The sequence below is a fragment of the Sabulicella rubraurantiaca genome, from assembly GCF_017355885.1.
GTDB lineage: Bacteria > Pseudomonadota > Alphaproteobacteria > Acetobacterales > Acetobacteraceae > Roseococcus > Roseococcus rubraurantiacus.
On the sequence record NZ_JAFEUU010000005.1, the window covers coordinates 259240 to 282553 of the forward strand.

Genomic DNA, 23314 nt, shown 5'->3' on the forward strand with positions numbered 1-23314 from the left:
CGTGCGTCATCGTCTTCGCGCGGTGTGCTCCGGGACGGCCGGTGCTGCGCGCGGCGATCCGACCACAAGGGTCGGAGGCGCCGCAAGGAATGATTCGGGTGCGGCTCAGCTGGCCTTGCGCGCCTGGTTGTAGGGCGCGTAGGGCGGGTGCTCGCCGATGGTCGCCATGTCGATCTCGAGCAGGACAGGACCCTTCGTCGCAAAGGCCTTTTCCAGCGTCGGGCCGAATTCCTCCACGGCGGAGACGCGCATTCCGGGCAACCCAGCCAGCGCCGCCAGCTGCATCAGATCCGGCCCTTGGAGGTCATGGAAGAAGCGGCGGCCCGCGGCATGGTCCTGGATGTGGCGGATGACGCCATAGCCCTTGTCGTTCATCACCATGATGACGAGCTCGGCCTGTTCCTGCACCGCAGTCCACAGCTCGGGCAGGTTCAGGGCGAAGCCGCCATCCCCCACCATCGCGATGGTCTTGCGTCCCTTGCCCGCCATCGCCGCGCCGATGCCGAGCGGCAGGCCCGGCCCGATGGCCGCACCCACCGGGTGTACGGCGTCGCGGGGCCCCAGGACCGGCATGATGCGGTTGCCCCAGGCGGAGTTGCTGATGGTGATGTCACGCACCCAAAGCGCCTCGCGCGGCATGGTGGCGCGCAGCGTGGCGGGAAAGCTCTCATAGGGGCCGAGGCCACGGGCGTATTCCGCCACGGCGCGCGGCTTCAGCGCGGCGAGGTCGCGCTGGAGGCCGTCGGGGCGGGTTCCCAGCGCATCGGCGACTGCATGCATCGTCAGAGCCGCGTCGCCCTGCACGAAGATGTCAGGCTGGTAGGTGCGGCCATTGGCGGCCGGGTCGATATCCACGTGAATCAGCGGGCGCGGCAGCTTCAGCGCGAACTCCATCGTCTCGTGCCCGCGCAGGCGGCTGCCGACGACCAGCATGGCGTCGCATGTCCCAAAGAACTCCGCGACGGGCGGCGAGCCCGCGCCATGGAGCCCGCCCAGGGTGCGCGGGTCGTCTTCCGCCACAATGCCGCGCCCGTTCCACGAGGACACGGCGCCGAAGCCGAGGTCGAGCAAGCGCAGCGCCGCGTCCCGCGCGCCCTTGGCGCCATTGCCGAGCCACAGCATGGGCCGCTTCGCCTGCCGCAGCGCAGCGATGGCGGCCGAGAGGGCGAGGGGCTCGGGCGGCAGGGCAGGGGGGATGGAGAGCGCGATGGAGGACCAGTCGGGGCGCTGCACCTCCATGCGCTGGATGTCGATCGGGACCTCGACGCTCACCGGGCCCATGGGCGGCGTCAGCGCGGCGGTGGCGGCGGCCATCAGCGTCGCCAGGGCCTCCTGCGGTGCGCGGATGCGGAAGGCCCGCTTGCAGACGCTGGCGAGCATCTCCGTCTGCCCGGGAACGTCATGCACCGTGCCCATGTCGCGGTCGAGGAAGCGCGTGGCGGTCTGGCCGGTGATGTGCAGCACGGGGCTGCCGGCGAAGCGGGCCTCGACGAGGCCGGGCACGGCATTGGCGGCGCCAGGGCCGGTAGAGGTGAAGATGACGCCGAGATGCCCCGACACCCGGGCATAGGCATCGGCCATGTGCGCGCCGCCCATTTCGCCGCGCGCCATCACGTAGCGAACGGCGTTGCGCTGGCTCAGCGCGTCCAGCATCGGGATATTGTGGACGGAAACGATGCCGAAGGCGGTGTCCACCCCCACCGCCGGCAGAAACTCGGCGACGAGTTCGCCCACCGTATAAGCCATGACGTTTCCTTCCCGCTGTCGTAGTCGCGAGCATGCGCTGGGATGCGCCCCATGGAAACCCGGCCGCCTCCCGGAAGAAAACGATGCGGGCTTGCGCGGCATTGAAGGAATGGTGCTGCGGTTTCACTCGGCGAGGCCTGCGGCTATTGGCTGCCGCACGCGACGCGGCTGCGCCGACGGGGCGCCGGGCCGCAGATGGTTCTCAGGAGATCGAGACGACGATGAGCAAGCGGGGATTCTGGGTCGTGTGGGGTGGCGTATTCAAGGACACGGATTTCGAGGAACTGGAACCCGGAACCGAGGAGCTGCATGGCCCCTTCCACAGCGAGGCCGTGGCCAATCGCGTCTGGCAGGACGAGATGCGCCGAAAGGTGGATATCGCGACGCATCGGCTCTTCGTGATGCGGGCACAGCCCGTCAGCGGCTGAACGATTCGGTAGGCACGCGCGGGGCATCCTGCCTTCGCGTGTGCCCACATGGCCAACGTGAGCTGGCTTCATCGGGGCGAGTGCCGCTCTGAGGTCATGCTCCACACTGCTGGTGGCGCGGCGGACGACCTGCCCCGCTGCGCTTAGGCGGAGAAGCCGTTCCATCCATCCCGCGCCCGCGACGTTTCGCAGGCGGTCCTATGCTTCCCAAACCGGTCAAAGCTGCGCCGCCGATGTTGGGGCGCAAAACGCAAGATTTGGTTGCCTAAAGCAGCCATGAACACCATATGTGGTTTCGCTGGAGGCTTCTTTCTACCGGCCTGGGTGGTGCCCCACCGTAATCTGGAGGGCGCCGTCTGCTTGGTGTTCATGATTGCGGAGTGTCCTGATGGATGGTTTCCATCCCCTTTTCCAAGACCCGGTTGAGCGGCAGGCGGCGAGTTCTGTCGTCGGCGCCAGCTTCGGCGTGGCGCCGCTTACCGCGCGGCCGCTGGATGGGGGAATGGGAGTTGCGGTCGGCCGCCGCACCATCTTCCGGCCCGAGGATGCGGAGGATTTTGGCCGCGTGGCGGATCGGGTCGCGGCCGGCAATATGAGCCTCGTGCCGCGGGCCGATGCGGGGGAGCAGGCACGGCTGCGCAACGCCATCGCAACGGGGGCGCTGCTGACCTCCGGGCGACACCTGCAGCACGGCGATTCCGGGCAGGCCGCGCGCAACATGGAGGTCTTCACCAACTGCGCGACGGCCATCGCCTGCTTTGCTGAATTCTATCTCCTGCTGAATGGCTCGGGCGTCGGGCGGGCCTATGATGACGAGCTTTGTCTGGTGGACTGGGGGCAGGCGCCAACCCTCCTGCTGCATCTGGGGACCTCCCATCCCGACTATCCGGCTGGGCGGGACGGACTCCGGCGTTTCGGGATCGAGATGGGCATCCTGCCTTGGGGCATGGACGAGGCCGGCTTCGACGCAGAGGCCGAGGCGCAGGTGCGGCGTTTCCTGGCGACGGAGCTGCTGCCCGACCTTGCCGCGGCGCCGGAAGGCGCGGTGATCCACCGCGTGGCGGATAGCCGCGAGGGCTGGGCCAAGGCGGTCGAGCTTCTGGAATCGATGGCCTTCGCGGGCGCGCGGGACCGCGTGCTGGTGCTCGACCTGTCCGAGATCCGCCCCGCGGGCAGCCCGATCCGGGGCATGCAGGAGCGGCCTTCCTCCGGGCCGGTGTCGCTGCTGCGGGGACTTCTGAACATCCGGCGCGAGGTGCTGGTGCCCGCGCTGGACCGCGACCCGAAGGGCGAGGCGTTGCAGCCCTGGGAGCAGGCGCTGCTGGTGGACCATCACCTCTCGGTCGAGGTGCAGGTGGGCGGGGCACGGCGCGCGGCCCGCATGGCCACCAAGTCTTGGCGCGACGCAGGTGTGCTGCGCTTCGTGCGCGCGAAATCCGAAGGCGGGCTCTGGACCGCGAACAACTCGGTGATGGTGGATGCGGAGTTCTGGAGCCGGGTGCGTGCGCCGGAAGCCGACCGGGACGCGCTGACCCTGCACGCCAAGGCGGTCTTCGCCGAGGTGACGCGCTGCGCCTACATCAACGGCGAGCCCGGATTCATCAATGGCGACCGGCTGGAGGACCACCGCAGCGGCGGCGCCTGGGCCAAGCCAGTCTACGAGGATGGGCGCGACTTCCGCAGCGCCCGCTACCAGGTGGACCATGCCGCCGCATTGCTGGCCAAGGCGTCGCGCCGTGCCGCCGGCGCGCGCTTCCCGGTCACAACCAACCCGTGCGGCGAGATCACGCTGCATGTCACCGGCGGCTACTGCGTGATCGCGGATTTCGCGCCGTTGCTCGCCTGCCCGGTCGGATTCGACTCACTCGTTCCGGGTGCGGTGCCTGCGGAAATTGCCGCGCTCTGGGACCGCCGCGTGGAAGACAGCGTACGGCTCGGCGTGCGCTTCCTGATCCGCGCGAACCGGATGGACGCGCTGTATGGCGAGGAGGTGGCGCGCACCAACCGCATCGGCATCGGCCCCACCGGCCTGCACGAATGGGCCTGGATGCGCTTCGGCCTGGGCTTCCACGACCTGCTGGACGAGGAGCGTTCGCGCCCCTTCTGGCAGGCGCTGGAGCGGCTCTCCGACGCCGCGAAGGAGGAGGCGGATGCCTACGCCGCGAGCCTGGGCATGGCGCGGCCGGCGACGGTGACGACGGTGAAGCCCGCCGGCACCACGAGCAAGCTTTTCGGCCTGACCGAGGGCGCGCATCTTCCGGCGCGGCGGCAATACCTGCGCTGGGTGCAGTTCAAGGGTGTGAAGGACGAGGCGACCGGTGCATGGCAGCCGGGGTCCGACCCGCTGCTGGCCGAATATGAGGCGCGCGGCTACCCAGTTAGGGCGCTGCGCAGCTTCCCGGGGATGAGCATCGTCGGCTTTCCCACCGTGCCGCTGGCACTGCGCCTCGGCCTGGGGGCGAGGCTGGTGACCGCGCCCGAAGCTTCGCCGGAGGAGCAATATGCGTGGCTGCGCCTGCTGGAGCGGCACTGGATCGGCGAGCTTCAGGGCAACCAGGTGAGCTACACCCTCAAGGTCTTCACCGACCGCGTGGGGCTGGACGCGTTCCGCGACATCGTGCGGGAGGAGCAGCCGCGTGTGCGCTGCTGCTCCGTCCTGCCGAGCCGCCCCGATGCCGAACTGGGCTACGAATACCTGCCGGAGGAGGAGGTCTCGGCCGGGCGCTTTGCCGCGATCGTGGAAGGCATCCGCGATGGCGCAATGCAGGAGGCCGTGGACTGGGCACACCTGCAATGCGCGAGCGGGGTCTGCCCGATCTAAGCGGCACGCCGGTCAGCGCATCTCAAGAGAGATGCCGTTGGCCTGGATGACGCGCCGCCACTTCTCGCGCTCCTCGGCGATGCGGGCCTCGATGGCGCTTTCCTCCATCGGGCCGGGCAGCGTCATTCCGGCCTCGGTGAAGCGGCGGATGAAGGCCTCGTCGCGCTGCACATGCGCGAGCGCCTCCCGCAGCCGCGCCACGGCGGCATCCGGCGCCGCGCGATGGGTGGCGAGGCCGAACCACGTATCGGCCGAGTAGTCCGGGAAGCCGCTTTCGGCCAGGGTCGGCACGTCGGGCAGCATGGGGTGGCGGGTCTTCGAGGCGACGGCAAGCGGGCGCATCACCCCGTCGCGGATCTGCGGCATGGCGTTGCCAAGCACGTCGAACATCATATGCGCCTCGCCGCGCTGGAGCGCGAGATGCGAGGGCGCGCTGCCATTGTAGACGACGCCCTGCATCTCGATGCCCGCCGCCATGCGGAACATCTCCGCCGCCAGCTCCAGCGGGTTGCCGCGCCCGACCGAAGCGTAGTTCAGGCCGCCGCGCCTTTGCCGCGCCCCTTCGACGAAATCCTGCACGGTTCGCGCGGGGAAGTCGCGATGGACGATCATCACGAAGGGCGTCTCGGCCACGATGCCGAAGACGCGAAGGTCGCGCTGCGCGTCGAAGGGCATGTTGCGATAGAGCAGCGGGTTGGTGACGTAGCCCGCACCGCTGGTGAAGACCATCGTGTGCCCATCCGGCGGTGCTTGCGCCGTCTGCTGATGGCCGATGATGGTTGCGGCGCCGGGGCGGCTTTCGGGCACGACGGGCTGGCCCAGCACGTCGCCCATGCCCTGGGCCATGATGCGGCTCATGATGTCGGCGAGGCCGCCGGGCGCATAGGGAATCACCAGCCGCACCGGACGCTGTGGGAAGCCCTGGGCGCGCAGGGGAGCAGGTGGAGCGAGCAGGGCGCCGAGCGCCAGGGTGCGGCGGGCGATCATGGGGTCCTCCGATATCGTTGAGACGATGGTGCGATTGCCGCGCGTCCCGAGTCCAGACAGCATGGCGCAGAGATCGAGGGAGTGGACCGCATGTTCGAGGGGCGCCTCGCCCTGCCGCTGATCGCGGCGCCGATGTTCCGCGTGTCGGGACCGGACCTCGTCATTGCGGCCTGCCGCGCTGGCGTGATCGGCGCCTTCCCGGGGGCGAATTGCCGCTCGCCGGAAGAGCTGGACGGATGGCTCACGCGTATCGGCGGCGCGGTGACGCCGCGCGACGCGCCCTGGTGCCTCAACCTCATCATGCGGCGCGTCACGCTGCGCGAGGAATTGGCTGTGCTGCTGCGCCATCGGCCGGAGATCGTCATCACCTCCGTCGGCGCCCCCGACCCGGTGATCGCGCCGCTGCATGATGCGGGCTGCCTGGTGCTGGCCGATGTCGCCTCGTTGCGCCATGCCGAGAAGGCGCTGCGCGCGGGGGCGGACGGGCTCATCCTGCTGACGGCGGGTGCGGGCGGGCAGACGGGCTGGGCCAATGGCTTCGCCTTCGCCCGCGCGGTTCGCGCCATGACCGACAAGCCTTTGGTGATGGCGGGCGGCATCAGCGACGGCGCGGCGCTGCTGGCGGCGCGCGCGCTCGGCTGCGAGCTCGGCTACATGGGCACGAAGTTCATCGCCACCGAAGAAAGCATCGCCGACCCGGCCTATAAGCGCATGCTGGTGGAGAGCACCCTGGACGACATCCTGCTCTCCAAGGCCTTCACCGGGCTAGAGACGAACACGCTGATCCCCTCCATTCGCGCCGCCGGGCTCGACCCCGCGCAACTGCCGGCCGACATGACGGAGGAGCGCGCGGGCGCGCTCTATGGCAGCGGCGGCAGCAGGGGCATCCGCCGCTGGAAGGATGTGTGGAGCGCGGGTCACTCCGTCTCCGGCGTCCGCGCAATCCCGAGCGTGGCAGAGATGGTGGCGGAGACGCAGCGCGAGTACGAGGCGGCACGGGGAGCGCTGGCGGCATGAACACGGGCCCGACCTTTCCCTCGCTGGCTCTGCGCGCGCTGCGGCGGCGGCCGGACCGTGCCTGCTTCGTCGAGGGTGGCGCAGAAGTGAGCGGAGGCGCGGCGTCCGATTTCATCGGGCGCGTCCAGACGGTGCTGGCAGCGCAGGGGCTGGGCGCGGGGGACCGTATCGCGCTGCTTTCGCCCAATCGCTGGGAGGCCTGGTGCGTCGGCGTTGCCGCGCAGGCGCTGGGAGCCGCGACGACCTGGCTGCATCCGCTCGGTGCGGCGGAGGCGCATCGCTTCCAGATCGAGGATAGCGGAGCGAAGCACCTCGTCGTGGACGCGGCTTCCTATGGCGCGCGCGGGGCGGAGCTCGCGGCCTCCCTGCCTGGGCTGAATCTGCTCACCGTCGGTGCGCATGAGGCGGGGTTGGACCTGATCCGCGCCGCGGAGGAGGCGGGTTCGCGAACGGCGCGGGACGTGTCGAAGCCCGAGGACCTTGCGGCGTTGAACTACACCGGCGGAACGACCGGGCGGCCCAAGGGGGTGATGCGCGCCTCGGGTGGGTTGGCGCAGATGGCGGTGACGGTGATGGCGGAGTTCGAGTGGGCGGCACGGCCGCGCTTCCTCGCCGTCGCGCCCATCTCCCACGTCGCGGGGACCAATGTCGTGCCTGTGTTGCTGCGCGGTGGCAGCGTCCACCTGCTGGGCCGCTTCGAGCCGGAGGAGTTGCTGCGCGCCATCGAAGCCGCACGCATCACCACGACGCTGATGGTGCCGAGCATGATCTACCGGCTGCTCGACCATCCGCGCCTGGGCGAGTTCGACCTTTCGTCACTCGACCTGCTGCTCTATGGCGCATCGCCCATGGCACCCACGCGCCTCGCCGAGGGGCTGGAGCGCATCGGTCCGGTCTTCTCCCAGCTTTACGGGCAGAGCGAGTGCTATCCGATCGCGAGCCTGCCGCGCGAGGACCATGACCCGGCGCGGCCCGAGCTGCTGGCCGCCTGCGGCTTCCCGGCCGCGGCGAGCGAGGTGGCGCTGCTGGATGGCGACGGCAACGAAGTGCCGGTCGGTGCGGCGGGCGAGATCTGCGTCCGCTCGCCCTGCGTGATGCAGGGCTATTGGCGACAGCCCGAGCAGACGGCGGATGCCTTCGCCGGCGGCTGGCTGCATACAGGTGACATCGCCACGCGAGACGAGGTGGGGCGCCTCACCATCGTGGACCGCAAGAAGGACATGGTGGTGAGTGGCGGCTTCAACGTCTATCCGCGCGAGGTGGAGGACGTGCTGGCCACCCATCCAGCCGTCGCCATGGCGGCGGTGATCGGCGTGCCCGACCCGCAATGGGGCGAGGCGGTGAAAGCCGTGGTGGTGCTGCGCGACGGCCAGCGCGCGACGGCGACCGAACTCGTGGAGCTGGTGCGCGCCCGCAAGGGCAGGCTGCACGCGCCCAAACAGGTGGAGTTCGCGGAATCCCTGCCGCTGACGCCGCTGGGCAAGCTGGACAAGAAGGCGCTGCGCGCGCGGCATTGGGAGGGCGAGGGCAGGGGGGTGGCCTAGGCGAGGCCACGCGGCGTCTCCCCTGCTTAGGCGCGTGGAGGCTACTCAGCGTCGGCGGGCGCCTTCTGCCCCTCTGAGCCTTGCGGTGGGCGCGGGGTCCCAGGCTTCCCAGGGGCGCTGCCGAACCCCATGGTCACGACACAGGAGAAGCCATCGGCCGCCCAATGCCGCTCCACCGACCCATCGCGCTGCGCTTCCACCAGCCGGTTGATGACGCGGGTGCCGAAGCCCTGCCGCTTGGGTGCCTCAGCCGGCGGCCCGTTCCGCTCGGTCCAGCGCAGGCACAGCAGCCCCGCCGCGTCATCCCGCTCCCAGCTGACCTCGACCGTGCCGCCTGGAACCGAGAGGGCGCCATACTTCGTCGCGTTGGTCGCCAGCTCATGCAGCAGGAGCGAGATGGTCTGGGCTGCCTCCGCCGCCACGACGAGCGGAGGCCCTGATAGGCGCGCGCGAGGCTGCGGCCCGCCCGACGGAGCCAGGAAGGGTGCAAGCTCCCCCTCCACGAGGGCCTGGAGGTCGGCGCCGGTCCAGCGCGCGTCGGCCAGAAGGGCATGCGTGCGGGCAAGCGCAGCCACGCGTCCCTCGATGGCCCGGGCATAGGCTTCCACCTCTGTCTTGGGGGTTAGGCGGACCGCGGCCAGCACGACGGCCAGCGCATTCTTGGCGCGGTGATCAACCTCCCCCGCGAGCAGGGCGCGGGCCTCTTCGGCCTGCCGACGCTCAGTGATGTCCTGCAGGATGGTCAGGATGCGCAGCGGCCGCCCGGTTCCGCGTTCGAGGATCACGGAGGCGCTGGCCCGGACCCAGGTCAGCTTGCGATCTGGCCGCATCACGCGGCCTTCGACCTGGATCGCGCGGCGCTTCCGGCGGGCGAGCGTCGCCGGTGTCCGTCCCCGATCCTCGGGATGCACGAGATCGTCGGGGACGAGATGGCCGACCAGCTCCGCCTCCTCGCGCCCGACGATCTCGCAGAAGCGGCGATTGACCCTCACGTATCGCAGCGTCGCGGCATCAACCTCGGCAACGCCCGCGGCCGCCGTGTCGAAGATGGCCTGATATTCCAGCGCGCGTGCCTCCAGCGCCATCTCCGCGCGCTCGGTGGCGTGTTGGAGACGTTCGAATTCCAGCACGCCGGTGATGATGGCGGGCGGAGAGGGTCGCTCTTCGCGGTCTGGCCGGTCCGCCACGGCGTCGGCGTGTCGCATCATCGCCTGGACCGGGCGCGTGATGCGGTTCGCGACCCAGGCTGCCGCCGCCACGCCGAGCAGGACCGCCGCCAGACCACCCGCAATCAGCGTGAGAAGGGGAGTGAGCCAGCTGGCGCGGTAGCCGGCATGCGGCTCGGCGACGACGATGGTCCAGCCGGGCAAATTCGCGATGTGCTGGCCCGAGAAGATTGCGCGTCCACCGTCGCTGGCCGCCGCCTCGAAGACACGCTGGCTGCGTGCCGTCTCCGGCACCGCGCGGCTGGGCGGGAGGACCCCCAGAAGCTGTTCGTAATTGCGCGACCGCGCGACGATCCTTCCGCCGCTATCGGCGACGGAGGCGAAGGTTTCCCCGCCCGGTGCGCGGGCGTGCAGCCTTTCCGAGAGCCGCACCAAGTCGACCGCCACGCTGACGATGCGTGTGACCTCTCCGTTGCGGATGACGGGTGCGGCGACCACGACGATCGGCCGGCCCGTCACGCCGCCGATAATGAAGTCGGAGACGGCCACCCGCCGCGTCTCGAGCGCCTGGCCCAAGGCGCGGAAGGTCAGCGGCCCCGGGCCGGTCGCCAGCACCGCATCATCGGCGGTGGCGGTGTTCAGCAGGCGCCGGATCGTGGGCTGCATCTCGTGCACGACGACCCAGCTGCCGAGCGGTGCCGTGAGGCTGCGGGCCCATTCCCGGAAGGCGGAAAGATCCTCGCCCTCGACCATGGGCGAAAGGGCGAGGGAGTTTGCGATGGTGCGGTAGGTTTCGATCTCGCTTTCCACGAAGAGCGCGAGGGCGCTGGCGGTGTCCTGCAGGCGCTCCTCGAAGGCTTCGCGGTAGGAGGAGGCGAGGCGCCAAGCGGCGGTGCCGCCGGCGATCAGCGACGGCACGAGCACCGCTGCGACGAGACCCATCAGGTGGAGCCGCAGGCTGAAGGAGCGTCGCACGTGTTGGGGTCCCCGTTCAGCGAACCCATACGACGGTGAGATGCCTCGTGACCAGAGGCATGTCTTGGCGAGGGGACCATGCTTGCGGCGGCGCTGCCGGCCGCGCATGGTCCGGACCATGACGACACTCTACGTGGATGGAGACGCCTGCCCGGTGCGAGAGGAGGTGTTTCGCGTGGCCACGCGCCGCGACCTGCCCGTGGTGGTGGTGAGCAACGGAGCCCGTGCCGCCCGCCCCTCCGGCCTGCCGAATGTGCGCGATGTGCTGGTCGCGGAGGGCGCGGATGCCGCGGATGACTGGATCGTCGAGCACATCGCCCGAGGCGATGTCTGCATCACGGCCGATATCCCGCTGGCCGCGCGATGCCTGGAGCGAAGCGCGCGGGCGCTCTCCCCGCGCGGCCGGCCCTGGACCACGGACAATATCGGCGGGGCGCTTGCCGGGCGGGAGATCGCGCAGAGCCGGCGCGATGCCGGCCTGATGGCGGGCGGTCCTTCGCCGCTGACCCGCGAGGACCGGTCCCGGTTCCTGGCGGCGCTGGACGCGGCGGTGGAGGCGGCACGGAGGGACCTCCTGGCCCCGCCGTCCCGGCCCTGGGTGTCATTCGAGTAGCGAAGCATTCCGGGCCGCGCCGGCCCGCCGCTCGGCCATCGCGCCCCGCATATAGGCCTGCGGGCTGCAGCCCATCTCGGTGCGGAACGCGTAGACGAAGGCCGAGGCCGAGCCATAACCGAGTGCCATTGCCGTCTGCGTCACGCCCAGGCCGCCGCCCAGTAGCTCGATCGCCTTGAAAAGCCGCAGGCGCCGCCGCCAGGAGCGCAGGCTCATGCCCAGCTCCGCCTCGAAGCGCCGCGCCAGCGTCCGCTCCGACATGCCGAGTTCACGCCCCCATGCCTCCGGCCCGCGCTCGTCCGCCGGGTTGGCGTAGAGCGCTTGGCACAGCGTGACCAGGGAAGCGTCGCGCGGCCAGGGGAGGGCACCGGGCAGGGGCTGCGCACGCCGCAACTGGTCAAGGATGAGTGCCGTGACACGCCCCATATAGCCGTCATCCTCGCCCTGGCCTTCGATCTCTGCGGCCTCGATGATCAGCGCCTGCAGCAGGGGGGAGACGCCGAACACCGTCGGACTCGCAGGCAGGCCCTCGCCAGCCTCCTCCGCGATCCACAGGCTGCGGAACTCCGCACCTAGCAGGGACCCGACCCGGTGACGCAGGCCGGTCGGCAGCCAGACCGCCTGCTCTGTCGAGATCGCGAAGGACTGCCCCTCGACCGCCACCGTCAGCACGCCGGAGATCGCGTAGACGACCTGGTGCCAAGCATGAGCATGCTCAGGGAAATAATGCCGCGCCGGGATGGACTGCGCCCGGACCGTCATGGGACGGGGCGGCTTGGCCCCGGGCGGCGCGGCAAGGGTTTCCCAGCGCACTGTGTGGTTCCGCTTTGGCGTCTATTCTACATGAATTGGCGGTCCGTCGAAAGACGGCCACGGGGCCGTGGCTTATAGAGAAGCCAGTCCCAGGAATGAGGGAAATGCCATGGCTCGCCTCGACCGCCGCGGCTTGCCGCTCTCGACGACATCGGACCGCGCCGCCGAGCGCTATCGGGAGGGCGTGGATCTTCTCCTGTCCGCCTGGCCAGGCGCGGCCGAGGCGCTGGAGGAGGCGTTCGCCACCGATCCCGACTTCGCCCTCGCCCATGCCGCGCGCGCCCGCCTCCACGCCATCCGCGCCGAACCGGCCGAAGCGCGTGCGAGCATTGCGAAGGCGACGGAACTCGTCCGGCGGAACGGGACGGAGCGGGAGCGCAGCCATGTGGAGGTGCTGTCGCTTGCCATCAACGGCCAGTCGAGGCTGGCGCTGGAGCGCTCGCTCGCGCACGCCGATGCGTGGCCGCTCGACGCGCTGATCCTGTCACTGCCGCTCGGCGCCTTCGGGCTTTTCGCCTTTTCCGGCATGGTGGACCACGACCAGGCGCGCGTGGATTTCTGCGAGCGTCACGCATCGCATTACGCGGCGGATGACTGGTGGTTCCTCACCTATCGTGGCTGGTCCCATGCCGAGAACGGCGCGGCCGAGCGCGGCCGTGCCCTGGTCGAGCGCGGCTTCAACCTGCGGCGGGAGAACGCCAACGCCGCCCATGCGCTCTCCCACGCGATGCACGAGGCCGGGGCGGGCGAGGAAGCCGAGAGGCTGATCGAAGCCTGGCTGCCCGGCTATGACCGCAGTGGCACGCTGCACGGCCACATCGCCTGGCACGCGACGCTAGGCGCGCTGGAGCGCGGCGACACGGAGCGGGCGCTCGGCATCTACGGACAGTATGTGCGGCCCGCGGTCTCGGCCGGGCTGCCGATCAACGTGGTGACGGACACGGCGTCGTTCCTGTGGCGGCTTCAGGCCTATGGCCATGTGGTTCCCGAGGGTCTGTGGCAGGAGGCGGCTTCCTATGCGAAGCCGGCCTTCGGTCAGCCCGGCCTCGCCTTCGCCGATACCCACATGGCCATCCTCGAGGCTGCCATGGGGGATCGCGAGGCGGTTGGGCGCCGCACCGACGCGGTGACGCGCCTTGTCGAGGCGGGGAGCTACGCCGCGGGGCCGGTGGTGCCGGCGATTTGCCGCGCGGCGCTGGCCTTCGCCGAAGGGGATTACGCGGGTTGCGCGCGCATCCTGGAGCCGGTCGCGGCCGAGGTCGCGCGCATCGGCGGCAGCGGCGCCCAGCGCGAGATGCTGGAGGACATGCTCCTTCTCGCCGAGCTGCGCGGCGGCGAGGCCGCGAAGGCCCGCGCGTTGCTCGATCGCCGACTGCACCGCCGCCCGTCGCCGCGGGACACGCGTTGGCTCGGCCTGCTGACCGCCTGAAGGAAAACACGAAGATGTCTACTGCCGAGGCTGCGTCCCCGCATGAGGTGGGCAATGTCGCGCGCCTCGCCATTGCGCAGGCACTGGCCGGTGCGAATGCGACGATCGTCTATGCGACGGGTGCGATCGTTGGGAACACCCTTGCGCCCGACAAGGCGCTGGCGACCCTGCCCATCTCCATCTTCGTGGTTGGCATGGCGGCTTGCACGCTGCCGGCCGGCGCGATCGCGCGGCGGCATGGGCGCCGGGCGGCCTTCCTGGCCGGGACCGGTTGCGGCGTGCTGGTCGGGCTGCTTGCGGCGCTCGCGGTCGTGCTGGGGTCCTTCTTGCTGTTCTGCCTGGCGACCTTCTTTGGCGGCGCCTATGCGGCGGTGGTGCTGTCCTTCCGCTTCGCGGCGGCCGATGGCGTGGCGCCGGAGCGCCGTCCGCGCGCGCTGTCGCTGGTCATGGCGGGAGGGATCTTCGCCGGGGTGATCGGCCCGCAGATCGTCACCTACACGATGGATCTGTGGCCGCCCTACCTCTTTGCCGCGACCTTCCTGGCGCAGGCGGGGGTGGCGGCGCTCTGCGCCCTCATCCTGGCGGGGATCCGCCTTCCCAGGCCAACGGCCGCCGAGGTGGCGGGCGGGCGGCCGCTCTCTGTCATTGCGCGCCAGCCGCGCTTCGTCGTCGCCGTGACCTGCGGCGTCGTCTCCTACCTCCTGATGAACTTCCTGATGACCGCCGCGCCGCTGGCGATGAGGCTCTGCGGCTTGTCGCAGGAGGCCGCCAATCTCGGCCTGCAATGGCATGTCATCGCCATGTATGCGCCGAGCTTCTTCACTGGGCGGCTGATCACGCGCTTCGGCGCGCCGCGGGTCATGGCGGCCGGGCTGGTGCTGACGGGCGCGGCCGCGGTGGCCGGACTTCTCGGCCAGGAGGTCGCGCATTTCTGGTGGAGCCTGACCATGCTCGGCCTAGGCTGGAATTTCGGCTTCGTCGGCGCCTCCGCGATGGTCCTGGAATGCCACCGGCCGGAGGAGCGCACGCGCGTGCAGTCGCTCAACGACTTCATCGTCTTCGGGGTGATGGCGGTGGGTTCCTTCGCGTCTGGCGGGGTGCTGACCGCCTATGGCTGGGACACGGTGCTCTGGGTGTCGTTCGGGCCGCTCGTGCTGGCTGTGGCGGCGTTGGCGGCCGGCGCAGCGTCGCGCCGCAGGGTGAGGGAGATTTCCGTTCCATCGTCCTGATAAGCGAGAAGGAGGGAGGAATTGCCCATGATCACGGAAATCGTCACGTTTGGAGTGCCTGACGGGATGACGCGGGAGGAGGTCGTGGCGAATTTCCGCCGCAGCGCGCCGAGCTGGCGCGCCAATCCTGAGCTGATCCGCAAGAACTACCTTTTCGACCCGGGGACCCGCCGCGCCGGCGGCGTCTATCTGTGGCGCAGCATGGAAGCGGCGCGGCAGGCACGCGACGCCGCTTGGCTCGATAGGGTGCGCCGCACCTATGGCAGCGAGCCCACGGTGCAGTATTTCCAGACGCCGCTCATCGCTGATAACGCGCTGGGCCAGACGATCGACGAGGCAGACGGCAGCGTCGCGACATAGGCCTCACGCAGGGCGAGTGTGGAGCCGGTGACTGGGTAAAGAGCTTGATTGCGTGAGCGAACAAGTTTCGCCTTGCCGCGTTTTGACGCGGTGACGGCCCGACTCCCCTTGTTCCCCATCGGCAAGAAGCCGCCAGTGCTCCGCTCGGGTGCAGGAAGGCACCGAGCCTTACAGGGTGCCGATCTGGGGCGATCACCTGCGTCACCACCCAAGCAGCGCGAACCATAACCCGGAAGGCACGCTTCATGCGCTACGAGTCCCTGAGTTTCCTGAAGCGAATCATCGCCGCCGCTTCGCCGAGTGGAAGCGAGGAGCAGGTGGCCCAGCTATACAGGGACTATGTCGGACCCTTTGCGGATGAGGTGCGGACCGATCTCCATGGAAACGTCACCGCGGCCCTGAACCCCACTGCCTCCGCGAAGATCATGCTTGCCGGCCACATGGACGAGATCGGCTTCATCATCCACCACATCGCGGATGATGGACTGCTCTATTTCAACGCCATCGGAGGCCATGACAGTGCGGTGCCCGTCGGCCAATTGGTCTGGGTGTATGGGCGTGAGCGGATCACCGGCGTCATTGGACGCAAGGCACCGCACCTCCTTGGCCCGGAGGAGGCCGGAAGCAAGCCGAAGCTCGGGGAGTTGTGGATCGACATCGGCGCCGCGTCACGAGACGAGGCGGAGGAGGTGGTCGAGGTCGGCGACCTGGCCACCTATCAATACGAGTTTCGGCCGCTGCTGGGAGACCGGGCGGCGGCAAGAGGCTTCGACAACAAGGCAGGCCTGTTCATCGTGGCCGAGGCGCTGCGCCACCTCAAGGAGGAGGGCGGGCTTCATGAGGATGTCGGTGTCTTCGCGGTCGGCACGGTGCAGGAGGAGATCGGCTCGCGTGGCGCCTGGACCGCTGCGGCGGCGCTTGGCGCAAGGACGGGCATCGCGGTCGACATGGAGCATGCCATCGACCTGCCCGGCCTGAGCCAGACCCAGTTCGGCAAGCTCGATATGGGCAAGGGGCCCAGCATCTCGCGCGGCGCCAACACCAACCCGGTCGTGTTCAGGCTGCTCCGAAAGGCCGCGATCGAGGCTGGCCTCCCGTTCCAGGTGCGCGTCGCGCCTGGGACCACGCCGACGGATGCGAAGGCGATGCAGATCAGCGGCCACGGGATGGCAACAGGCTTGGTCGGAATTCCGCTGCGCTACATGCACACGCCCAGCGAGGTCCTGAGCCTTTCGGACGTGGGGAATTGCAGCCGGCTTGTGGCGGCGTATTGCCGTCAGATCCAGCCGGATACCGACTTCACGCCACGCTGACGTCGTGATTCCTTAGCGGCAGTTCAGTCTGCGGTGATGCCGCCGGCCTGGATCACGCGACGCCAGCGGGCGATCTCGCCTTCCTGGAAGGACGCGAACTCCTCGGGCGAGCTTGCCACCACCTCGAAACCCTGCTCGGCGAAGCGCGCGGCCGTTTCGCTCTGGCGCAGCGCGGCGGCGGCTGCGGCGTGGATGCGCTGAAGCAGCGGACCCTCGATCCCTGCGGGACCGCCCAGGCCCTGCCAGGAATAGACGACGAAGTCGCGCAGGCCTGCCTCGGCGGCGGTCGGCACGTTGGGAAGCAGCGAGCTGCGCTGCTCGGAGGTGACGAGGATTGGCTTGACGCGGCCCGCTGCGATCTGCGGCGTGATCGAGCCGAGATTCTGGAAGGAGAGCTGCACGTCGCCGGAGAGCAGCGCCGTCGTCGCTGGCGATCCCCCGTTGAACGGCACGTGCGTGATCTCCGCCCCCGTCGCCTGCTTGAACATCTCGGCCGTCAGGTGGTCGGAGGAGCCGTTGCCGCTGCTGGAATAGGCGGCATCCCTCGTCCGCTTCGCCCACTCCACCACGCCGGCGAGGTCATTGGCCTGGATGCGCTGCGGGTTCACCACCAGCACGTTGGGCGTGCGCACCGTCTGCATGATCCGGGTGAGCTGCGTCACCGGGTCGTAGCCGAGGCGCGGGCGGAGCGGCACGTTGATCGCCCAGGTGCTGATCGGCGCGTGCATCAGCGTGTGGCCGTCGGGCGCCGAGCGGATGACGGTGCGCGCGCCGATCTCTCCGCCCGCACCGGGGCGGTTCTCCACCACCACCGGCCGTCCGAGAGCCTGCTGCATGTTCTGCGCCATGGCACGGGCGATGATGTCGGACGACCCGCCGGGGGTGAACGGCACGACGATGGTGACCGGGCGCGATGGCCAGGCCTCCTGGGCCCGCGCAGATCCGATGATGGATGGTGCCAGAAACGGAGTCCCGGCCAGCAGAGTGCGACGCTTCATGGACATCTCATCCTCCTTCAGCGGCGCTTATCCGAACGCCATTCCCGGAACACCGGCTGGCTCGCCTCGCATGTGCGGGGATGCGCGGTCAAGCCGAACCGATCCTACGCCCGGAACACTGCGGCGGGCTCATCGGCGAAGGCGGTTGGCCGGTGCAGCCGGGCCAGCGCCTCCCGCACATGCGGCACCACCGAGCAGAGGTGCCGGAAGGCGCGCTCCCCGGGGCTGATCCCGGCGCGCTTGAGCAGATCGCGCAATTCGCCCTGCTCGGCGGAGGACAGGGTGGAGGCTTCCGGCTCCGGCACGGGCGGCAAGGGTGGCACGGAAGCGAGCGGGTCGAAGGATGGGCGGATTTCGCGCCCGCCTGTCGCCTTCTCGTAGGCATGGGCGACGCGCAGCACCGTCGCCTCCTCGAAGGGCCGGCCCGCGACCTGGAAAGAGAGTGGCAGCCCGTCCGCGAAGCCGATGCACTGCACCAGCGCCGGCGCGCCCGTAACGTTGAAGACCGGTACGTGCGAGCCATGGCCGCGCCAGAAATTCGCCGGACGCCATGCGGAAAGCAGCGGCGCCGGCCCGGGCGCCGCGGTGACGAGCACGTCCACCTCGCGGTGCAGCGCCTCGATCTCGCGGGTCATGATGGTGCGCAGGCGGTTGGCCTGCACGTAGTCCGCGCCGCGGATCGTCACGGCCGGCAGGATGCGCGTGAGGAAATCCTCGCCGAACGCGTCTGGCTGCTGCCGCAACGCATGCTCGTGCACGGCGAAGATCTCGCTCTCCGCCGCGATGATCTTGCATTCGGAATAGTCGCGCGAGGGGCGGATGCGTACGTCCCGCAACTCGGCGCCCAGGGAGCGCAGCACTGCGAAGGCCTGCTCCAGCGCCGCCGACACGGCGGGAGAGGCGGGAAGGTCCTCCTCGAAGAAATGGCGCAGCACGCCGATGCGGAGGCCGCGCAGATCGCCGGTCAACGCCACCCGGTAGTCCGGAACTTCGACCCGGGCGCTGGCGGGGTCCCCCGGGTCGTGCCCGGCCAGGACCTGCAACGCCAGGGCGCAATCCTCCACCGTCCAGGTCATAGGGCCGACATGGTCCCAGCCAAAGGCATTGGGCATGACGCCCCGGCGGCTGATCAGGCCATAGGTGGGCTTGAGACCGACGAGGCCGCACAGCGCCGCCGGGTTGCGGATGGAGCCGCCCGTGTCGGAGCCGAGGGCGAGCGGCATCAGCCCCGCCGCGACCGCCGCGCCGGAGCCAGAGGAGGAACCCCCGGTGAAGCGCGCAGTGTCCCAGGGATTGCGCGCAGGCGGCGCGAAGAGGTCGAAGGAGGGGCCGCCATGCGCGCATTCATGCGTCGTGAGCTTGCCGAGCAAGACCGCCCCTGCCTCGCGCAGGCGACGCGTCACCTCGCTGTCCTCCCGCGCCACCTGGCTGGCATAGACGCGCGACTGGCCAGTGGTCGGCAACCCCGCCACGTCGAAGATGTCCTTGAGACCGAAGGGCACGCCATGCAGCGGGCCGCGCGGCCCGTTCGAGGCGATGTCGCTCTCCGCTGCCTGTGCTTCTTCGAGCGCGCTGTCGAAGTTGGGCCGCAGGTAGCTGCAGATCTGCCCGTCCAGCGCCTCCGCGCGCGCGATCAGGGCGCGGGTGAGTTCGACCGGGGAAAGCCGCTTCGTCGCGATGAGCCGCGCTGCCTGGGCGATGCCGAGAAAGCAGGGATCGGTAGGGATGGTGTCTGGCATGGGTGTTGCCTCAGTCGAGGGTGATGCCGGCGGCACGGATCACCGTGCCCCACTTGTCGCGCTCCGCCAGCACGAAGCGGCCGAATTCCTGGCCCACCTTGTCGCCGGCGCGGGCCCCCTGCGCCGACAACTGGGCGATGACGGATGGGTCGGCCAGCAGCCGGGCCAACTCGCGGTTCAGCCGGTCAAGGATGGGGGCAGGGGTTGCCGCCGGCGCGAAGAGGGCGAACCAGCCCTCGGCCTCGTAGCCCGGCAAGGCGGCTTCGGCGACTGTGGGTATCTCCGGAAGCACAGGGCTGCGCTCCGCGGAAGTGACGGCGAGGGCCCGCAGCCGCCCGGCGCGGATATGGGGAAGGCTGGTGGGAAGCCCGTCGAACATCAGGTCCACGCGTCCCGACAGCAGGTCTGGCAGCGCGGCGGCGCCGCCGTTGTAAGGCACGTGGACCATGTCCAGCCCGGCCAGGCTCCTGAACAGCTCGCCCGAAAGGTGGATGCTTCCTCCCGCCCCGCCCGAAGCGAAGGAAAGCGGGCGGGTGCGCGCAAGGGCGATCAGCTCCGCGACGCTGGTGACGGGAAGGCTGGGCGGCACCACCAGCACGTTGGTGACCGACCCGACCAGCGCGACGGGTGCGAAGTCGCGGATCGGGTCGAAGCGCAGCGAGCGGTAGAGGCTTGGGTTGATGGCGTTGGTGCTGGCGGCGCCCATCAGCAGCGTATAGCCGTCCGCGGGTGCCCGTGCCGCGGCCTCCGTACCGATATTGCCGCCGGCCCCGGGGCGGTTCTCCACCACCACTGTCTGACCGAGCGCGTCTCCCAGGCGCTGTGCCACCAGTCGGCCCAACAGATCCGTGGTGCTGCCGGCGCCGAAGGGCACGATGATCCGCAGCGGCCGGCTAGGCCAGGAGGTGGCGTCCTGCGCCGAGGCGCCGGAGCCGGCGAGCAGAGGCAGGGCGGAAAGCAGCGCGCGGCGGTGCATGGCCGGGGTCCTTGGAGTGGCCTCCGCACCGTGAAGGAAACCGGTGCGGCGTCCAACCCAGGGGTGCGTCACTGCAGAACCGGCGCTTGACTCGCCGCCGCGAAGTTCGACTAATTGTATAACAATCATCGGATCGCGAGGAAATGTCCGTTTCAGTGGCGCGCAAGCCCTTTGCGCGGCCGGACAGCCTGCCCGAGCGGCTGGCTTTGTGGCTGCGCGAGGAGATCCTCGAGGAGCGGATCGCGCCCGGTTCCCGGCTGGTGGAAAGCGAACTTGCTTCACGCTGCGGCGTCAGCCGCGTGCCGTTGCGCGAGGCCTTCCGCATCCTGGCGCAGGAGGGGCTGATCGAGCTGTCCCTGCACAAGGGGGCGGCGGTGCGTCCCCTTTCTGCGACGGAGCTGCGCGAACTCTTCGGCGTCCGCTCGGCGATCGAGGCCTTCGCGGCTGGTGCCGCGGCGCGCAACCCCGCATCGGCGGAACCGCTTGCGGCACTCGTGGACCAGATGCGGGAGGCGGTCGGCAATCGCGACGTCTCTGGCTACCGGCGCCTCGCCGCCGCGTTCCACGAGGCGCTGGTGGCGGCGGGCGGCAACGAACTCCTGGCCGGGATGTATTCCCAGATCCGGACCCGGCTCCGCCGCTACCAGGCGGCGATGGCGCGCCTTCCCGACCTGCCGGGGACATCCATCGCCGAGCATGACGCCATCGTGGCCGCCATTGCAGCGGGCGATGTGGCCCGCGCCTCCTCCCTCGCGACCGCGCATCTCGACAGCCTTGTCGATCAGCTTCCGCTTCCCGGCGAGCAGCAGGTCAAGCCGCTTGAGCCGACCAACGCCAGAAAGAAAAGAACCGCATGACCTCTCGCTCCCTCGCCTATGTGGCTCTTGCTACCAGGGACGTCGCAGGCGCCGCGCGTGTGCTGGGTGATCTGCTCGGCCTCCCGCGGCAGGATCTGCGCTTCGGATCGAGCAGCGCCCCGGTCTTCGCCATTGGCGAGACGGCGCTTGCGCTCTTCGCCCCGGAGGATGCGTTCCTGGGCGAAGGCGCGAAGCCCGGCGTCCACCACATCGCCTTTGCCGCCGAGGACCCGGGCACGGCGGGTGCACGGCTCTCCGAAGCCGGGTTCCGTATCTCCGACGCACCCGGTGGCGCCGTCGCGCTGGAGCCGATGCAGTCCGCCGGCGTGCGGATCCGCCTTTCCCCGGCGCTCGGCTTCGGTGTCGGGTGTTCGGACCATGTGGAGCGGATCGACCACATCGGCATCGCCAGCGCGGACAACCAGGCGGCCATCGCCACCTTCAGCGGAAAGCTCGGCTGCCGGGTCGAGAGCCAGCAGACCGACATGGAGGTGCAGATCGCGGTGGAAAGCTTCACCTCCGACCGATACGGCGTCGTCTATCACACCCGCCCGCCGGTCCCAGTCGGTGGGCTTCGCGTGGCCTTCCTCACCGCAGGCGATTGCGAGCTGGAGTTCCTGCAGAATTTTGACCCGAACCAAGCCGGTCAGGTGGCCCATGGCAGCGCCGGCAACACGCGCCAGGACCAGGGGGCCATCGCGCGCTTCGTCGCGTCGCGCGGGGCGGGGCTGCACCACATCGCCTTCAAGGCGAGGGACATCGACCGCACCCTGGCCCATCTTCGCGCGGCCGGCGTGCCGCTGATCGACCACAAGGGACGGCCGGGATCGCGCCGCGCCCGCATCGGCTTCTGCCATCCTGACGCCATGGGCGGCGTCCTGATCCACGCGGTGGAACGTGACTGAGGGGCCAGTCCGAGAGGAACGCGAAGGCGGCACGCTGATCCTCGCGATTGACCGGCCCGAGGCTGGCAACGCCCTCGACGCGGCGACCATCGCCGCGCTGCGCACACGGCTGGACGCAGCGGCGGAGGATACGACGCTGCGCTCGGTCATCCTGACCGGCACGGGCCGCTTCTTCTGCGCCGGCGGAGACCTGAAGGCTTATCGTGCGCTGGAGGACCGTGAGGCGCTGGAGACGGTGTTCGGCTCCGCGCGTGCTTTGCTGGACGCGATCGAGGCGCACCCATTGCCCGTCATCGCCGCGATTGACGGCTTCGCCATCGGCGGCGGCGCCGAGCTGGCAATGGCCTGCGATGTGCGCGTGGCCGGGGAGGGGGCGCGGATCGGCTTTCCGCAGCTGCGGCTGGGCATCATCCCCGGATGGGATGGGCTGGAGCGGCTGACGCGCCTGATCGGTCCCGGTAGGGCAATGGCCCTCCTCCTCTCCGGCAAGAGGCTGGAGGCCGAGGAGGCGCGCGGGGCGGGGATCGTGGAGATGGCGGCGCCTGTCGCCCTCCCGGCGGCGCGGGAGCTCGCGGCGGCGCTGGAGCGCGCGGCGCCGCTCGCCATCCGGGGCGTGAAGGAAGCGATGCGTGCGCTGAGAGAGACGCGTCCGGAAGCGCGCCAAGTGGCAGCCGAGGTTTTCGCCCGCCTGTGGTTCACTGCTGACCACCGCGAGGCGGAGCAGGCTTTCGCGGAGAAGCGGGAGGCAAAATTCCATGGCCGGTGAGACGCTGCGCATCCTGGGCCGCGCGAATTCCTTCAACGTCCGCAAGGTCCTCTGGCTCTGCGACGAGATCGCGCTGCCCTTCGCGCGGGAGGATTGGGGACGCGGCTTCACCTCGACCTCGACGCCGGAATTTCTTCGGCTCAACCCCGTCGCGCAGATCCCGGTGGTGATCGACGGCGACCTCGTCCTGCGCGAGTCCAACGCGATCCTCCGCTATCTCTGCCTGAAGCATGGGGCGGAGACGCTGTATCCCTCGCCGCCGGGGAGGCGTGTGCGGGTGGAGCAGTGGATGGATTGGGTCGCCTATGACCTCACCCACGCCATGCGCGGCGCCTTCCTGGGAGGGCAGCTTGGGGAGGCGCCCTGGAACAATCCCTGGTTCGTCGCGCAGGGGCGCCAGGATTTCACCCACAGCATGCGCCTGCTCGACGCGGAGCTTTCCGACGGGCGTGCCTATGCCTGCGGGCAGGATTTCACCCTGGCGGACATCCCGCTCGGCCTCGTGGTGAATCGCTGGTTCGCGGTTCAGGGATTCGAGAAGCCCGAGCTTCCGCATGTGGCTGATTATTTCGAGCGGCTGTCGGAACGTCCCGCCTTCTGGCGGCACGGAAGGAACGGCCTGCCCTGACGGG

The 23314-nt window shown here is 69.8% G+C and carries 20 protein-coding genes; 13 read left to right on the forward strand and 7 right to left on the reverse strand.

All coding sequences use genetic code 11. From position 1 onward, the window contains the following. Positions 1–105 precede the first annotated feature (105 nt). A complete protein-coding gene (locus JTJ31_RS11460; protein WP_207538795.1) occupies positions 106–1746 on the reverse strand; it encodes a thiamine pyrophosphate-binding protein in 1641 nt (546 codons plus the stop codon). Between the two features lie 221 nt (positions 1747–1967). On the opposite strand from JTJ31_RS11460, the gene JTJ31_RS11465 reads away from it, so the two are divergent. Together JTJ31_RS11465 and JTJ31_RS11470 are read left to right on the forward strand one after the other, a co-directional pair. After that, positions 1968–2174, forward strand: a complete 207-nt coding sequence (locus JTJ31_RS11465; protein ID WP_207538796.1) for a DUF4170 domain-containing protein — start codon at positions 1968–1970, stop codon at positions 2172–2174. A gap of 388 nt (positions 2175–2562) precedes the next feature. Beyond that, complete coding sequence (locus JTJ31_RS11470; protein ID WP_207538797.1) at positions 2563–4995, forward strand: recombinase; 2433 nt, start codon at positions 2563–2565, stop codon at positions 4993–4995. A gap of 12 nt (positions 4996–5007) precedes the next feature. Here JTJ31_RS11470 and JTJ31_RS11475 read toward each other — a convergent pair whose 3' ends face one another. Then, a complete protein-coding gene (locus tag JTJ31_RS11475; RefSeq protein WP_207538798.1) occupies positions 5008–5982 on the reverse strand; it encodes a Bug family tripartite tricarboxylate transporter substrate binding protein in 975 nt (324 codons plus the stop codon). 90 nt (positions 5983–6072) lie between these two features. On the opposite strand from JTJ31_RS11475, the gene JTJ31_RS11480 reads away from it, so the two are divergent. Next, a complete protein-coding gene (locus JTJ31_RS11480) occupies positions 6073–6999 on the forward strand; it encodes an NAD(P)H-dependent flavin oxidoreductase (protein WP_207538799.1) in 927 nt (308 codons plus the stop codon). Continuing rightward, the gene (locus JTJ31_RS11485; protein ID WP_207538800.1) at positions 6996–8543 is read left to right on the forward strand and encodes an AMP-binding protein; all 1548 of its coding nucleotides are present in this window, start codon (positions 6996–6998) and stop codon (positions 8541–8543) included. The genes JTJ31_RS11480 and JTJ31_RS11485 overlap by 4 nt, the downstream gene beginning before the upstream one ends. A gap of 41 nt (positions 8544–8584) precedes the next feature. On the opposite strand, the gene JTJ31_RS25195 is transcribed toward JTJ31_RS11485, so the two are convergent. After that, a complete protein-coding gene (locus tag JTJ31_RS25195) occupies positions 8585–10684 on the reverse strand; it encodes an HWE histidine kinase domain-containing protein (protein ID WP_207538801.1) in 2100 nt (699 codons plus the stop codon). A gap of 118 nt (positions 10685–10802) precedes the next feature. Here JTJ31_RS25195 and JTJ31_RS11495 point away from each other — a divergent pair, with 118 nt between their 5' ends. Next, positions 10803–11297: a YaiI/YqxD family protein gene (locus JTJ31_RS11495; RefSeq protein WP_207538802.1), complete on the forward strand. Its 495-nt coding sequence runs from the start codon at positions 10803–10805 to the stop codon at positions 11295–11297. Here JTJ31_RS11495 and JTJ31_RS11500 read toward each other — a convergent pair. Next, positions 11286–12110: an AraC family transcriptional regulator gene (locus JTJ31_RS11500; protein ID WP_207538803.1), complete on the reverse strand. Its 825-nt coding sequence runs from the start codon at positions 12108–12110 to the stop codon at positions 11286–11288. The two genes, JTJ31_RS11495 and JTJ31_RS11500, sit on opposite strands and share 12 nt — an antisense overlap. Positions 12111–12219: 109 nt before the next feature. Here JTJ31_RS11500 and JTJ31_RS11505 point away from each other — a divergent pair, with 109 nt between their 5' ends. The 4 genes from JTJ31_RS11505 to JTJ31_RS11520 all read left to right on the forward strand — a co-directional run bounded on the left by JTJ31_RS11505 (position 12220) and on the right by JTJ31_RS11520 (position 16441). Then, complete coding sequence (locus tag JTJ31_RS11505; RefSeq protein WP_207538804.1) at positions 12220–13539, forward strand: tetratricopeptide repeat protein; 1320 nt, start codon at positions 12220–12222, stop codon at positions 13537–13539. A gap of 14 nt (positions 13540–13553) precedes the next feature. Then, positions 13554–14768 carry an MFS transporter gene (locus JTJ31_RS11510; protein WP_207538805.1) on the forward strand — a complete coding sequence of 405 codons (1215 nt, stop codon included), beginning with the start codon at positions 13554–13556 and terminating at the stop codon, positions 14766–14768. A gap of 27 nt (positions 14769–14795) precedes the next feature. Continuing rightward, entirely contained in the window at positions 14796–15128 is a 333-nt protein-coding gene (locus tag JTJ31_RS11515) for a hypothetical protein (RefSeq protein ID WP_207538806.1), read from the forward strand. Positions 15129–15373: 245 nt separating this feature from the next. Next, the gene (locus tag JTJ31_RS11520) at positions 15374–16441 is read left to right on the forward strand and encodes a M20/M25/M40 family metallo-hydrolase (protein WP_207538807.1); all 1068 of its coding nucleotides are present in this window, start codon (positions 15374–15376) and stop codon (positions 16439–16441) included. A gap of 23 nt (positions 16442–16464) precedes the next feature. Here JTJ31_RS11520 and JTJ31_RS11525 read toward each other — a convergent pair whose 3' ends face one another. The 3 genes from JTJ31_RS11525 to JTJ31_RS11535 all read right to left on the reverse strand — a co-directional run bounded on the left by JTJ31_RS11525 (position 16465) and on the right by JTJ31_RS11535 (position 20154). Then, the gene (locus JTJ31_RS11525; RefSeq protein WP_207538808.1) at positions 16465–17439 is read right to left on the reverse strand and encodes a Bug family tripartite tricarboxylate transporter substrate binding protein; all 975 of its coding nucleotides are present in this window, start codon (positions 17437–17439) and stop codon (positions 16465–16467) included. 104 nt (positions 17440–17543) lie between these two features. Continuing rightward, a complete protein-coding gene (locus JTJ31_RS11530; RefSeq protein WP_207538809.1) occupies positions 17544–19178 on the reverse strand; it encodes an amidase in 1635 nt (544 codons plus the stop codon). Positions 19179–19188: 10 nt separating this feature from the next. After that, a complete protein-coding gene (locus JTJ31_RS11535; protein ID WP_207538810.1) occupies positions 19189–20154 on the reverse strand; it encodes a Bug family tripartite tricarboxylate transporter substrate binding protein in 966 nt (321 codons plus the stop codon). Positions 20155–20297: 143 nt separating this feature from the next. On the opposite strand from JTJ31_RS11535, the gene JTJ31_RS11540 reads away from it, so the two are divergent. From JTJ31_RS11540 to JTJ31_RS11555, 4 genes are read left to right on the forward strand one after another with little or no spacing between them, the layout of a single operon-like run. Continuing rightward, complete coding sequence (locus JTJ31_RS11540; RefSeq protein ID WP_207538811.1) at positions 20298–21011, forward strand: GntR family transcriptional regulator; 714 nt, start codon at positions 20298–20300, stop codon at positions 21009–21011. Continuing rightward, a complete protein-coding gene (locus JTJ31_RS11545; protein WP_207538812.1) occupies positions 21008–21916 on the forward strand; it encodes a VOC family protein in 909 nt (302 codons plus the stop codon). The genes JTJ31_RS11540 and JTJ31_RS11545 overlap by 4 nt, the downstream gene beginning before the upstream one ends. After that, positions 21909–22682, forward strand: coding sequence for an enoyl-CoA hydratase/isomerase family protein (locus JTJ31_RS11550; protein WP_207538813.1), 774 nt, complete (start codon positions 21909–21911; stop codon positions 22680–22682). The genes JTJ31_RS11545 and JTJ31_RS11550 overlap by 8 nt, the downstream gene beginning before the upstream one ends. After that, the gene (locus tag JTJ31_RS11555; protein ID WP_207538814.1) at positions 22672–23310 is read left to right on the forward strand and encodes a glutathione S-transferase family protein; all 639 of its coding nucleotides are present in this window, start codon (positions 22672–22674) and stop codon (positions 23308–23310) included. The genes JTJ31_RS11550 and JTJ31_RS11555 overlap by 11 nt, the downstream gene beginning before the upstream one ends. Positions 23311–23314 lie beyond the last annotated feature (4 nt).

Coding starts and splice junctions, on each gene's coding strand:
- JTJ31_RS11460 (WP_207538795.1), bottom strand. CDS start 1,746: ATGGCTTATACGGTGGGCGAACTCGTCGCCGAGTTTCTGCCGGCGGTG.
- JTJ31_RS11465 (WP_207538796.1), top strand. CDS start 1,968: ATGAGCAAGCGGGGATTCTGGGTCGTGTGGGGTGGCGTATTCAAGGAC.
- JTJ31_RS11470 (WP_207538797.1), top strand. CDS start 2,563: ATGGATGGTTTCCATCCCCTTTTCCAAGACCCGGTTGAGCGGCAGGCG.
- JTJ31_RS11475 (WP_207538798.1), bottom strand. CDS start 5,982: ATGATCGCCCGCCGCACCCTGGCGCTCGGCGCCCTGCTCGCTCCACCT.
- JTJ31_RS11480 (WP_207538799.1), top strand. CDS start 6,073: ATGTTCGAGGGGCGCCTCGCCCTGCCGCTGATCGCGGCGCCGATGTTC.
- JTJ31_RS11485 (WP_207538800.1), top strand. CDS start 6,996: ATGAACACGGGCCCGACCTTTCCCTCGCTGGCTCTGCGCGCGCTGCGG.
- JTJ31_RS11495 (WP_207538802.1), top strand. CDS start 10,803: ATGACGACACTCTACGTGGATGGAGACGCCTGCCCGGTGCGAGAGGAG.
- JTJ31_RS11505 (WP_207538804.1), top strand. CDS start 12,220: ATGGCTCGCCTCGACCGCCGCGGCTTGCCGCTCTCGACGACATCGGAC.
- JTJ31_RS11510 (WP_207538805.1), top strand. CDS start 13,554: ATGTCTACTGCCGAGGCTGCGTCCCCGCATGAGGTGGGCAATGTCGCG.
- JTJ31_RS11515 (WP_207538806.1), top strand. CDS start 14,796: ATGATCACGGAAATCGTCACGTTTGGAGTGCCTGACGGGATGACGCGG.
- JTJ31_RS11520 (WP_207538807.1), top strand. CDS start 15,374: ATGCGCTACGAGTCCCTGAGTTTCCTGAAGCGAATCATCGCCGCCGCT.
- JTJ31_RS11525 (WP_207538808.1), bottom strand. CDS start 17,439: ATGAAGCGTCGCACTCTGCTGGCCGGGACTCCGTTTCTGGCACCATCC.
- JTJ31_RS11530 (WP_207538809.1), bottom strand. CDS start 19,178: ATGCCAGACACCATCCCTACCGATCCCTGCTTTCTCGGCATCGCCCAG.
- JTJ31_RS11535 (WP_207538810.1), bottom strand. CDS start 20,154: ATGCACCGCCGCGCGCTGCTTTCCGCCCTGCCTCTGCTCGCCGGCTCC.
- JTJ31_RS11540 (WP_207538811.1), top strand. CDS start 20,298: ATGTCCGTTTCAGTGGCGCGCAAGCCCTTTGCGCGGCCGGACAGCCTG.
- JTJ31_RS11545 (WP_207538812.1), top strand. CDS start 21,008: ATGACCTCTCGCTCCCTCGCCTATGTGGCTCTTGCTACCAGGGACGTC.
- JTJ31_RS11555 (WP_207538814.1), top strand. CDS start 22,672: ATGGCCGGTGAGACGCTGCGCATCCTGGGCCGCGCGAATTCCTTCAAC.